Here is a 12,584-nt window from a genome sequence, read left to right as displayed (position 1 = left end):
ATTGCGCACCATGATGAAACCCAACATGCGCAATGCATCGTCGACGGTACCGATGGTGCGCGAGGCGTGGAAGAAGGCCGAGTTCGCCAGTCGCAAGACCTTGGCGGTGAGGGCCGGGTCGGCGGCGATCTGCTGGGCGATGTCGTGCGAGGAGACATCCTCGGCATTGAAGCTGGCAATCAATTGCTGGACTACCTTGGGAACGGTCGGCAGTTTGCCAGGCTGGTCCACCAGGCTCTTGAGCTCCATGTCAATTCCTCCGTGCAATATTTTTGTTGCATTTCACAGCCAATACCGTGAATTGCGGTTCCATTGTCGCAGAGATCGGACGATTTGCCGCCTTCTTTATCCGTATCATGATGGCATTCCTTGCTCTGGAGTGCATTCATGGTCAGTCGCAACAAATCGGCATCCATCGCCCACGACGCTGCGGGTATCGAGGCGGGCAATACGACCACGCCGTCAGCCTGGGGCGATGTCCCTGCCTACGTAGAGGATTGCGTACAACGCAGCTTCCTGTTCCTCGATACCCTGCTCGATCGCGGCAACGACTACTTGCATCATCTGGAGCAGGGCACGCCACCGCTGCTCAAGTTCGACCATGAACTGGTGCTCGATGGCCACGACCTGCCGCAGCCTTGCAACTACGCGCTGCTGCGCCTGCAGCCGCCTGCCGGCCTGGCGGTCGATCCGCAGGCGCGGCCGGTGGTGGTGGTTGATCCGCGCGCCGGGCATGGGCCGGGCATCGGTGGCTTCAAGTTCGATTCCGAAGTGGGCATGGCGATGAAGGCCGGGCATACGGTCTATTTCGTCACCTTCCGCCCTGAACCGGAAGATGGCCAGACCCTGGTGACGGTGATGGATGCCGAAGCCCGCTTCCTGGAAGAGGTGATCCGTCGCCATCCGCAATGCTCGGCCAAGCCGGTGGTGATCGGCAATTGCCAGGCTGGCTGGGCCATGATGACGCTGGACGCGGTGCGGCCGGAGCTGTTCGGTCCGCTGATGATGGTGGGCGCACCGGCTTCCTACTGGGCCGGCAGTTCCACCTTGAATCCGATGCGCTACAGCGGTGCCACCCTGGGCGGTACCTGGCTGGCTTCGCTGGCCGCCGACCTGGGCGCAGATCGTTTCGACGGTGCCTACCTGGTCGAGAATTTCGAGAAGCTCAATCCGGCCAATACCTTCTGGGGCAAGTACTACAACCTGTGGGCCGGCGTCGACCAGGAGGCGCCGCGCTTCCTGGAATTCGAACGCTGGTGGGGCGGTTTCTTCCGCATGACTGGGGCCGAGATCGAGGCCATCACGGAGAACCTGTTCGTGGGCAACAAGCTGGCGCGCGGCGAACTGGAGGTCAAGGGCCGTGCGGTCAACCTGCGCGACATCACTGCGCCCATCGTGGTGTTCGCTTCCTGGGGGGACAACATCACACCGCCCCCGCAGGCGCTGGACTGGATCATCGATACCTGGGGCGATGAGCGCGCCATTGCGGCGGCCGGGCGTACCATCATCTACGTGTTGCATGAGAGCGTGGGACACCTGGGCATCTTCGTGGGCGGTTCGGTGGCGCTGAAGGAACATGACCAGCTGGTGAGTTCGCTGGACGTGATCGAGAGCCTGCCGCCCGGTCTCTACGAGATGAAGCTGGAGCGCAAGGATGGCCGCGAGACCCAGCGCTGGGATGCGCTGGAACCGGGCGACTACACGGTGCACTACGAGCACCGCACCATGGCCGATCTGCGCCAGCTCAATCCTGAGGGGCGCGACGAGGAATCGATGTTCTCCACCATCAGCCAGTGGTCGCAGATCAATGCCCAGCTCTACAAGACCTGGGTACGCCCCTGGGTGCGTATGACGGCCACCCGCGACAGCGCCAATGCGCTCATGCGCCTGAACCCGCTGCGGATGCAGCGGCAACTGTTTTCGGATGCCCACCCGGCAGCGGCCTTCATTCGCCAGCAAGCCGCGCGGGCGCGGGCGCAACGGGTACACCTGGACCCGGAGCATCCGCTCAAGCTCTACGAGCGCCGCATGGCGCAAAAGATCACCGAGGAACTCAATGCCTGGCGCGACCAGCGCGATGCGGGCACGGTGCGCGTGACCCGCCAGCTATTCGGCCGCAATGGCCTGGGCGCCTGGCTGCCGCCGCGTGAACCGGATGCCGAGCTGGCACAGCGCTGGGCGCAGCAGGAACTGGGTCGTTATCGCGCCACCGTGATCGACCAGATCGCCGAGGGCGGTTTTGCCGAGGCGGTGTGCCGCATCGTCATTGCCGGGATGCTTTCCATTGGCGCCTTCGAGCGGCGCAGCCTGCGCCTGGCGCGCTTGCTGGCGCAACTGCCGAACATGCACGCCAGTGTTTCGGCCAAGACCAACTGGGTGCAGTTGTTGAAGGAACAGGCGCGCATTACCGCCGTGGCGCCGGTGGAAGCGCTCAATGCCCTGGGCCAGATGCTGCCCGATCGCGCCAGCCGCGAACGCGCCCTGGCGCTGGCAGCAGCGGTGATGATGATAGAACCGACCCTGGCCAATCCGCGTTCGGAAATCATCGAACTCTTGATCGGCACGCTGGACGTGGAACCGGACAAGGTCATCGCCCTGGCGCGCAAGCTGACCACGGCCATCGGCGAAGACAGCGATGAGCTGCACCTGCCACAGGCCGAATCGGCACCGGCGGTGGCGCCCAGGAAGGCAGCACGCAAACCGGTGGCACGCAAGCCGGTAGCGCCGGCCAAGACCGCAACCAAGACCACAGCCAAGACCACAGCCAAGACCAAAGTCAGTCCCCAGGCAGCGCCGAAGAAAGCCAGCACTCCCGCCAAGCCGCGCACGCGGCGTAGTTGATGCCGCATGAGGCGGGAGGTGGTGCGCCCGGTTCAGGCCGCCCGTAGCATCTTTCCAGACAGGTTCCACATCCCCTGGTCGCTGGTGGACAGCGCCACCGCCCCTGTGGCCAGGGCGGTGCGCGCATCGTGCTCGTTGCAGACGAAGCCGGAGGCGACGATGGGCGGCAACAACTCGCGGTCGGCTGGTTTGACCATTGCCAGCATCGGCGCCGGCATCAGTTGCACCAGGTTGGGGGAGCTCTGTTCGAGCGCCTTGAGACTGCGAGGCCAGGTGGTGCGGTCAGTGACGAATACCTTCTGCATGGTGATCAGCCCGGCCCGACTGGCACGCAAGAGCGTGGACACGCGCGTGGAGACCAAGGCCGGCACGCCGATCTCGACCAGATAGTCAATCGCAGCTTTGTCCTGGGACAAACCTTCGCAGGTATCCACATTGAGCAGCGGGAACTTGCCGGCGGCCTTGACGGTGGCAATCATCGCCTGCAATTGGCGCAATTCCACATGGGCCACGATGGCCACTTCGGCAGCGCTGTCGAGGAAGGCCGGCAAGTATTGCAGGCCATAGACGGCGGCCATGATCGGATGGCGTTTCAGACGCGCTTGCAGGGACTGATCAGGGGTCCGGCTGCTGGCGATGGCCGTGGAGAGGGCCTGGGGTGGGAGAGGGGGACGACGCATGATGCTAAGGCTCCTATGGAGAGTAAAGAGAGTAAAGAAAAAGTCGGGGCCGCTCAATGCGCGGTATCGCGTCCGGCGTAGGCCAGTTCCGCGGCAACACGGGCTTGCCAGGGCGCCCGGCGCGCTGTACGGGCAGCGGCATCGAGGCGTGGCTCGAACACCGCGCGCAGGCGGGTGCGGGCGCAGGCTTGCGGCAGGTCGTCCCACAGCAAGCCCTGGCTGCCTGCCAGGTAGGCGATGCCGCGCAGGCTGGCATGAGCGGCCTGATGGGTGCGATAGGTGGGTACGCCGGTCAGGTCGGCCTGCAATTGCAGCAGCAGGTCGCTGGCCGAGAGGCCACCCCCGCTCATGAGTTGCGTCACCGGCAGGCCGGCCACCTCGGCATTGGCGTGCACGCAGGCCGCGACCGCCTGGGCGATGCCTTCCACCAGGGCATGGGCGATCTCGGCGCGGCTGCTGGCCAGCGACAGGCCTTGCAAGGCGGCGCGGGCGCCACTGTGGCGTTGCGGCGCCTGGATGCCGGCCAGGGCCGGCACGAAACTCACCCCTCCTGCGTGCGGCACGCTGGCCGCCAGCGAGAGCAGGGCACGCGCATGAGGAAACCAGCGCTGGCGCTGGCAGGCCCAGGTCAGCACGGCGCCGGTGGTGGCGCAAAAACTCTCCAGGGCAAAATGCGAGACGCCCTGCTGGCGGCGCGCCGTGACCACCACGCTGCCGCTCTGCTCGCTGATGCCAGCCGCCAGCGGCGCGCGCGTGCCCACCAGCAGGTTGATGAAGCTGCCGGTGCCATGCACGCACAGGGCTTGACCGGCGGCCAGGCAACCCAGGCCGATGGCGCCGGCCAGCTGGTCGCCGGCACAGGCGCGAATGGGCAGGGCGGCACCCAGTACGCTGGCCTCGCTCATGCCGTAGTCATCGGCATCCTGGTACAGCGGCGGCAACAGCTCCAGCGGAAAATCCAGTGCTTGCAACCAGTCCAACGCATAGGCGTGTTCGTCCAGGCAGTAGGCATTGCAGGCGGTGGCATTGGTGGCGCTGGTGGCCAGCAGGCGACCAGCGCTCAACTGCCACAGCAACCAGGTGTCGATGCTGCCGAAGCCCAACCGCCGCTGCCGCCAGGCCTGGGCTACGGCAGGGTTGCTGCGCAACAGATGGGCCGCCCACAGGTAGGGTGAACGTGGTCCCAGTGGACGCCCCAGGCGCGGGCGCAGGCGACGCTCCCAGTGCACGGCCAGCTTGGCCAACTGGGCGGCATGGCGGCTGTCCTGCCAGACCAGGGCCGGCACCAGCGGCTGGCCGCTGACGGTATCCCACAGCACGGCGCTGGCGCGCTGGTTGCACAGGCCGATGGCGCGTACCTGCAGACGCTTCTGGCGCGCTTGCTGCAGCGTGGCGTGGCACACGGCCAGGGTGTGTTGCCAGATCAGGGCGGCATCCTGCTCGACCACCCCGGGTTGCGGTGAATGGATCGGCAGGGGCAGGTGGTGCAGGCAGGAGACTTGGCCGTTGGCCGTCACCACGGCCGCGCGAGTGCCGGAGGTACCGGCATCGATGGCCAGGATGGCCTCACGACCGCTCATGGCGTCTTCTGTCGCTGGGATAAGGCGCCGGGTCGGAGGTATCGGCAACCGCACAAGGACGTTCGAGGTCGGGATGGAAGTCCACGCGCTCCGGATCCCAGGGGATCAGGCGGCACAGTGCGCTGGCGGCCAAGGGCAACATGGCGACCAGCAGCAGGCACAGGGAACTGCCCAGGCTTGCTTGCAGCAGCGGAAACAGGAGTAGCCCAAGGGTAGCGCCGCCGGCGCCCAGGGCGCCGGTGATGCCATTGGCGCGGGCCCGCAATTCGCTGGGAAAGGAAAGCGAGGACAGGCTCTTGCCATTGGCCCCCGGGCCGGCCGCATGGCATAGCAGGAACAACGAGGGCAGCAGCCAGGCTTGCCAGGACCGCAGTTGCGGCCAGGACGCCGCCAGCATCAGCAACACCAGGCCGGTGGCGCCAAAGCCGCAGGCCGCGGCGTTGCGCAAGCCCAGGCGGCGCGCCAGCCACGGGGCCAGCAAGCCACCGGCGATGCCGCACAGGTTGAACACCAGCGCGCCCCAGGCGGCTTGTCGTGCATCCTCGCCAAACAGTTCCAGGCCCAGAATGGGGAGATACCAGCCGATGGCGAAGTACTGCACCGCCTGCACCACTTGCACGGTGGCGGCCAGGATCAGGCGCAGCAAGTAGGGCGGGTGCAGGAGTTGTCGCAGGCTGGCGTGGGGAGCCTTTGCCAGGCCGCCGTTGTGTTGTGAAGGATGGTGCTCGAGTAGCTGGAAATAGGGCGCATCGAAGAGCCGCGAGAGCGCCTCGGCGCATTCCTGCCAGCGCCGCCGGCGCGCCAGCCAGCATGGGCTTTCCACCAGGAACAGCAGTTGCAGGTTCAGCATCAAAAAGGCGGCCAGCGCCGTCGCCGCCAGTGGATAGCGCCACAGGCTCTGACCTACGTCCCAGGGTTCCACCAGCAGCACCAGCAGCAGGTTGCCGCATACCGCCAGGTACCACAGTGCTTGCCATAGCGTGAGGCGACTGCGCAGGTGCTGGGGGGTGATCTCGGCCAGCATTGCCATGGCCACCGCGAAGTCCAGCCCGAAGGCGATGCCGGCCAGCAGGCGGCCCATCAGGATGCTGGCGAAATCGGGCGCGCAGGCCACCAGCACTGCTCCTCCCAAGGCCAGCAACTTGGCCAGCAGCAGTGGCCGCCTGCGCCCCCAACGGTCGGCCAGCCAGCCGCCCAGAGGATTGGCCAGCAGTGCCGAGGCGGCCGCCGAAGACGCCAGCCAGGCCACCTCGGGCGGTCCCAGGCCAAGCTGACCGATCATGGCCGGCAAGCCCACGCTCAAGGCCGAATGCGACAGGGCTTCCAGGAACAGGCCGCCCAAGAGCAGCCACCACACCAGGCCTGCATGGCCGTGCAGGGACGGACGGGAATTGATGAAGGCGACGACATCGTCGATGTCTCGCAGGGGGACTGCAGCTTGCACGGGGCTCTCCTGATGAAGTCTGTAAGAGGCCGTTGCAAACTGCGCACGTGGTGAGACCATCCTACAGATGGTCTCTTATCTAAAAATCTGCCGGGCAATTCTATGAGCCCGGCGCCGGGCTTGTCAACGATTGGCGGCTCCCGCCGTCCGCCGTATTATCCCTCCCGTCTGATGAAAACTTAGTTTTGGCAAAAAGAAAACTAAGTTTCCTCCAAGAAAAAACTAAGTCTTTCAGCTCGCCTGTCCCACGTCCCCATCCTGTTGCGCCAGGATCTGCCGCGGCACCGCTTGCAGACCGCGCGCCACGCCATTGGGCGGCGGCACGCGCACCGGCTCGCTGAGATCGGTGACCGAGGAGAGCACGTTCAAGGTATCTTCCGGCGGCGCATCCCAGACCGGATCGTCGATGGCCTCGAAGACGCGCTTCAACTGCGAACCCCAGCTACGCCGGATCATCTGGAAATACTGGTTCTGCTCATCGATGGTGACGAAGCGGGTCACGGCCAGGTCTTCGCTCTGGTAGACCAGCAGGTCCAGCGGCAGGCCCACCGAGATGTTGGACTTCAGGGTCGAGTCCATCGAGATCAGCGCACACTTGGCCCCTTCATCAAGGGTGGTCTGCGGCGTGACCACGCGGTCGATGATGGGCTTGCCGTACTTGGATTCGCCGATCTGGAAATAGGTATTCTCATCGTGCGATTCGATGAAGTTGCCGGCCGAGTACATCTGGAACAGCCTACAGCGCTCGCCACGGATCTGGCCGCCGAAGATGATGCTGACGTTGAAATCGATACCAAACTTGCTCAGCTCGGCGGCCTCGCGGTCATGCACGGCGCGGATGGCGTCGCCCAGGATCTGCGCGGCCTCGTACATGGTGGTGGCGGTCCAGATGCTGCGACCCTCGGCATTGGTGCGCTCGGTCAACATCTGACGGATGGATTGTGAAATCGACAGGTTGCCGGCGGTCATCATGACCATGACGCGGTCGCCCGGATTCTCGTAAACACTCATCTTGCGGAAGGTGCCGATGTGATCGACTCCCGCATTGGTGCGCGAATCGGACAGGAACACCAGGCCGCTGTTGAGGCGCATGGCTACGCAGTAGGTCATGATGAAATCTTGAAACGTGGAAACGGAAAGCCGGACTGGTGCACCTGCTCAATGCCGGCACGCTGCTCGTCGCCAGCCGCGCTGATCTGGCCGATGATGGTATTGACCTGGGCCACGCTCTGCACGATTTCCTGCATGGTATGACCAGCCTTCTTGACCAGTTGGGCGCCGGAATCGACCTTCTCCACGGAGTCGCCGATCAAGATCTTGATTTCCTTGGCGGCAGCCGCCGAGCGTTGCGCCAGGCTGCGCACTTCGGTAGCCACCACCGCAAAGCCGCGACCTTGCTCACCCGCACGGGCCGCCTCGACGGCGGCATTCAAGGCCAGGATATTGGTCTGGAAGGCGATGCCATCGATCACGCCGATGATGTCGACGATCTTGCGGGCCGAGGCATCGATGTCATCCATGGTGGTCACCACCTGACCGACGATCTCGCCACCCTGGCCGGCAATCTGCGTGGCGGCCTGCGCCATGTCGGCTGCATGGCGGGCATTGGCGCTGTTCTGCTGTACGGTGGAGGTCAACTCCTCCATCGAGGAGGCGGTTTCTTCCAGAGAGCTGGCCTGGTGTTCGGTGCGCGCCGACAGATCCTGGTTGCCGGAGGCGATTTCCTGCGAGGCAGTGGCGATGGTATCGGCACCGGTGCGCACGTTGGAGACGATGTCCACCAAAGAGCGGTTCATCTCGCGCAGGGCCGACAGCAGTTCGCCGGTTTCATCGGGGGCATGGTCGGTGATGGTTTTGGTCAGGTCACCATTGGCCACCTTGCGTGCGGTATCCAAGGCATCGGCCATGGGCACGGTGATGGAGCGGCTGATCGCCAATGCGGCGATCAGACCAAGCAGCACTGCCACTGCAGCCGACACGCCCAGAATCGTGGACGAGGTGAGGTAGGTATCGTGTGCGGCCTGGGTCGCTTCGTGCATCTGGCCTTCAAACAGGGTGACCAGTTGTTGCAGGGTGGCCAGCAGCTCGCCTTGGGTCTTGTAGCGCGGACCGAACAACAGGCGCTGTCCTTCGACGTTCTGGTTCTTCAAGCCAAGATCGACCACATCGGCAGTGAAGGCGAAATAGGCCTTGCTCTGCTCATCGGCGAGCGAGGTCAGTCGCCGGCTTTCGTCAGTGCTGGCATGAGTGCGCAGGTAATCCAGAGCCTTCTGATATTCCGCCAGATCCTTGTCGATGGATTTCTTATTGCTGGCCATCTGTGCAGCATCTTCCAGAATAATGATGTTGCGTGCGGCGCGGGCAATATTCATCATCAGGTATTCCATCTTCTGGGCGGCATTGACCTTGGGATAGGTACTGCCGCTGATCTCGATGGACGTCTGATCCAGCGACGACATGCGGGTGATGCCGATGACGGTGATGACGATGAGCAATAGTAAAAGCGCGGCAAAGCCGGCGGCCAGGCGTGCGCCCAGGCGGAGACGACGGAGAGGATTCATGTGGATTGCAGTATGGAGTGGAGGGAAGTGCCAAGCCGGTGGGGGGAGCCGGCAAGCGGATGATATGCCGGATGAGTTGCGACCTCAGGACGGAAAAGAGGGGAAGAGACAGGTCTGCTCTGCCTTTGGGGCTGGCAAAAGAAGACCTGTACGCTGGACGAGGAGGAGGATGTGTCTTACTTTGTGGCAGATTTGCTATCGAACCAGTTCTTCCACAAAGGTACCGCTGTGGCAAAAGTGCCACGATGGGTGGTCGGTCCGGTGGACACCGCCTGCACGTGCGGGTTGCCCGAACCCATGGCTTGCGCATAGGTCATCGCCATGCGGCCCACGCCCGGCGTGATGGCTTCATCGGACTCACCGTAATAGTTGCGCACATCAGAGCGGATCACCCAACGATAAGCCTGGGTGTCGGCGATCAGGCGGCCATATGCAGAATTGGCGAAATAATGCGTATCGAAATACTCGGGGCGAATCAGCTTGTGAAGATCGGTGGGAATGTCGGCCACATTGAAAGGCTGGCGCTCGTAGGCCTTCTTCGAGACCTCATAGGAGGCATCGGTCAAGACCGAGCGCGCCAGGCCGGGCACACCATAATAATTCTCGAAGGCAAATGCCGACAGGATCACGATGCTATTGAGCCAGACCGCATCATGGGGACGCGGATAGGTGAGGAAGCCTTCCAGCAGTGCGAACACATCCAGCGGCGCACTGGCAGTGGTGGCGCCATCGACCTTGACGCCGGCCGCTTCCAGCTTTTCCAGGAACGCCATGGTGACGAAACCGCCCTGCGACCAGCCCGAGAGAAACAGCTTGTCACTGGCTACGCCCATGCTGGAGAGCACGCTGCGCGAAGCCATCAGCATGTCGTAGGTAGCTTGCTGATGACTGCCCTTGACCATGTAGCTCTCGGGTTCGGTGGAAATGCCCATGCCGAAATAATCGGCGCCGATCAGCACGTAACCCTGGCCGGGGAACTGGGCGATCATCAATTGCGTTTCCGGCGATTGCTCGGGGAAGGACGGCACCTGCTTGCGCTCATACACCGTGCCATGCTGGTAGGACAGCATGGGATAGGACTTGGCCGGCGTGTCGGGAATGGCCAGCAGGCCCGAGGCCAGGATGGGCTGGTTGCCGCGTTCCGGGATCACCGAAGGATAGGTCACGCGATAGAGGATCACGGCATTGCGCGCCGGCGTGTAATCGACCGGCACGCCGGAGAAGGCCGGGGTGTCCTTTTTCAGGATGGTGTTGAGTTTATCCACATCCCAACGACCTATCATTTCATACCGCACACCGGAGGCCACTGCCTGCACGGCTTGAGGGGCGGAGATGGCAGGTGCCTGTGCCTGCACCACGGTAGGTACTGCACAGGCCAACAGGCCGAGGATCATCGTCATACGTACCAGGCTGGACTTCATGGTTTCCCCTTGTTGTCGTGGGTTGCCGCAATGGCGCTGGTGAGCACAGGCGTGCGCAAGCGTAGCAGTGTGGCGCATTATGCCTACCAGGTCCGCCATAAAAAGCGGGAAAAGCGGGACCTTTACCGCGCAAGCGCAAGTTTGGAGCCCCGCTGATTTCTGGTATAAAAGCAAGGCTTTACCGTTGTCCTCCCCCCGATACCGACAACGTCATTGACTTCCAGATTCCGAGAAACGAGCCCTCCATGACCAAGCGTTCCCTCTCCCACTTTCTGAAACTGGCCAGCCAGGCCGGCCTCCTTTGCGCCGCCGCGCTGGCCCACCAGGCTCAGGCCCAGGCCAACCTCGATTTCTTCTCCAATACGGCCGTGGCCGATTTGAAGAAAGAACAGATCGACTCCCTCTACGCCGCCATTACCGCTTCGCTGGATGCGGGCGTGAGCGGCAAGACCTCGCAGTGGACCGATGGCCCCAAGCCCTCGACCTCGGCCAAGATCACCCCGACCTTCGAGAAGAGCACCCCGCCCTGCGCCAAGGTGGACCTGGTGGTCACCAGCAAGCGTGGCAGCGAGCCGCTGAAGTTGCGCTATTGCAAGAACGCCCAGGGTCAGTGGGCACTGAGCAACTAGGCAACCGAACCACTAGGGTGCGGCCCCGCCCCCCCTTTTGCCACTGAGCCGGTCGGCGGGCTGGTGCGCCGGCCCGGCTTGATCGCCCCCGCCGCCTCTACATGGATCGTGCAGATATGCTGCCGATTCGGGTACATGCCACTCTCCAAGGTACACCTCAAACATGGCTGATACAGACCAACACTTTCTCGTCGTCGACGATTTCTCGACAATGCGCCGCATCGTCAGCGGCCTGCTCAAGGAACTGGAATACACCAAGATCGTGGAAGCCGACGATGGCTCCACCGCTCTGAAGATCCTGGAGTCGGGCGCCTCCAATATCACCTTCGTGCTCACCGACTGGAACATGCCGGTCATGGATGGCCTGACCCTGTTGAAGAAAATTCGCGCCACCCCTGCCCTGGCCCATCTGCCCGTACTCATGATCACGGCAGAAGCCAAGAAGGAAAACATCGTCATGGCGGCCCAGGAAGGCGCCGATGGCTACATCGTCAAGCCCTTCAACGCCACCACGCTCAAGGAAAAGATCGAGAAAATCCTGGCGCGGCGGGCACAGATGAAGTAAGAGGACGCCATGGACCTCCCCGCCAACGACGACCAGCAGGAACCGGAAGTGGGCAGCATCATCAAGCAGGCCTCGATGACCACCCGCATCCACCAGACCATCTATACGCTGGAGAGCCGCATCATCCAGCAACCGGGCGGCATGACGCGCTCGGAATATCGCGTTCTGCTGGAACGCGATGTCATCAAGGATTGGACCGAAGGTGATGTCGCCCAGTATTTCGGGTTGGACATCTACTGACCGGCGCCCATTACCGAATCGGCAGTAGGCCAACGCAGCCAAGACAGAGATAGAGACAGCATCAGGATGAACGGCAGCCCACGGGCTGCCGTTCGTCGTTTTTACACGGTCTTGCGCCTTTCCCCCACCCCACAAAAAATTTCCGATAAGAAATAAAATCGAGATTTTCTGTGAAACTCCCGCTTCGCAAAAGCGGGTATAACGTAACCAACAATGATACTCATCCGTTGCGAGCGGAGTATCAGGGCTGTTTTATTTTAGGGATGTGAGTCGACGTGGCAGTGTTAATCGTAGAGCATCCAGGCGAAGGACCGGGTCACGTGCTGAAGATTCTTCATGCAAGCGGCCTGCCGGTCAGGGCGGTGACGGCGCTGTCGGCGCTGGAGGGGGAGATTCAAAAAAAAAACCCACGATCCTGATCATCGAGACGCATCGGATCACCAACAGTTTTCGTCCTCTGGTGGCCGATCTGCGGCAGAAATTCCCGATGCTGGGCATCGTCGTCATCGGCGAGAACATCAGCGAGGCTGCGCAGGAAAAGACCCTGCACGACGGCGCCGACTATTTCCTGCATCAGCCGGTCAGGGAAGGCCTGCTGCTGGCGACCATACGTCCTCCTGCGC

General features: G+C 63.0%; 11 protein-coding genes. 4 read left to right on the top strand and 7 right to left on the bottom strand.

Going from position 1 to position 12,584, the window contains the following annotated elements:
• The coding region (locus tag I5W_RS09975; RefSeq protein ID WP_044529098.1) for an HDOD domain-containing protein at positions 1-249 on the bottom strand (249 nt) is incomplete at its 3' end.
• 138 nt (positions 250-387) lie between these two features.
• Here I5W_RS09975 and I5W_RS09970 point away from each other — a divergent pair.
• Positions 388-2,841 (top strand): DUF3141 domain-containing protein, encoded by a 2,454-nt coding sequence (locus I5W_RS09970; protein WP_044529097.1) that lies wholly within the window; start codon positions 388-390, stop codon positions 2,839-2,841.
• Between the two features lie 32 nt (positions 2,842-2,873).
• Here I5W_RS09970 and I5W_RS09965 read toward each other — a convergent pair whose 3' ends face one another.
• The 6 genes from I5W_RS09965 to I5W_RS09940 all read right to left on the bottom strand — a co-directional run bounded on the left by I5W_RS09965 (position 2,874) and on the right by I5W_RS09940 (position 10,527).
• Complete coding sequence (locus tag I5W_RS09965) at positions 2,874-3,419, bottom strand: glycerol-3-phosphate responsive antiterminator (protein WP_044529096.1); 546 nt, start codon at positions 3,417-3,419, stop codon at positions 2,874-2,876.
• A 155-nt stretch (positions 3,420-3,574) separates the two neighbouring features.
• Complete coding sequence (locus I5W_RS09960; protein WP_044529095.1) at positions 3,575-5,101, bottom strand: FGGY family carbohydrate kinase; 1,527 nt, start codon at positions 5,099-5,101, stop codon at positions 3,575-3,577.
• The gene (locus I5W_RS09955) at positions 5,088-6,545 is read right to left on the bottom strand and encodes an MFS transporter (protein WP_044529094.1); all 1,458 of its coding nucleotides are present in this window, start codon (positions 6,543-6,545) and stop codon (positions 5,088-5,090) included. The genes I5W_RS09960 and I5W_RS09955 overlap by 14 nt, the downstream gene beginning before the upstream one ends.
• A 231-nt stretch (positions 6,546-6,776) precedes the next feature.
• Entirely contained in the window at positions 6,777-7,655 is an 879-nt protein-coding gene (locus I5W_RS09950; protein ID WP_017455236.1) for a proteasome-type protease, read from the bottom strand.
• Positions 7,652-9,106: a methyl-accepting chemotaxis protein gene (locus I5W_RS09945; RefSeq protein ID WP_305809652.1), complete on the bottom strand. Its 1,455-nt coding sequence runs from the start codon at positions 9,104-9,106 to the stop codon at positions 7,652-7,654. Before I5W_RS09945 ends, I5W_RS09950 begins: the two co-directional genes overlap by 4 nt.
• A gap of 176 nt (positions 9,107-9,282) precedes the next feature.
• Entirely contained in the window at positions 9,283-10,527 is a 1,245-nt protein-coding gene (locus tag I5W_RS09940) for a hypothetical protein (protein ID WP_044529093.1), read from the bottom strand.
• Between the two features lie 245 nt (positions 10,528-10,772).
• Here I5W_RS09940 and I5W_RS09935 point away from each other — a divergent pair, with 245 nt between their 5' ends.
• The 3 genes from I5W_RS09935 (at position 10,773) to I5W_RS09925 (ending at position 11,961) form a co-directional block, all read left to right on the top strand.
• The gene (locus tag I5W_RS09935; protein WP_017454148.1) at positions 10,773-11,156 is read left to right on the top strand and encodes a hypothetical protein; all 384 of its coding nucleotides are present in this window, start codon (positions 10,773-10,775) and stop codon (positions 11,154-11,156) included.
• 163 nt (positions 11,157-11,319) lie between these two features.
• Positions 11,320-11,721 (top strand): response regulator, encoded by a 402-nt coding sequence (locus I5W_RS09930; RefSeq protein WP_017454147.1) that lies wholly within the window; start codon positions 11,320-11,322, stop codon positions 11,719-11,721.
• 9 nt (positions 11,722-11,730) lie between these two features.
• A complete protein-coding gene (locus tag I5W_RS09925) occupies positions 11,731-11,961 on the top strand; it encodes a hypothetical protein (RefSeq protein ID WP_017454146.1) in 231 nt (76 codons plus the stop codon).
• Positions 11,962-12,584 lie beyond the last annotated feature (623 nt).

It is taken from the genome of Herbaspirillum sp. B65 (genome assembly GCF_000333555.1).
GTDB classification, from domain to species: Bacteria; Pseudomonadota; Gammaproteobacteria; order Burkholderiales; family Burkholderiaceae_D; genus Herbaspirillum; species Herbaspirillum rubrisubalbicans.
This window is presented reverse-complemented; position numbering and strand designations above follow the sequence as displayed.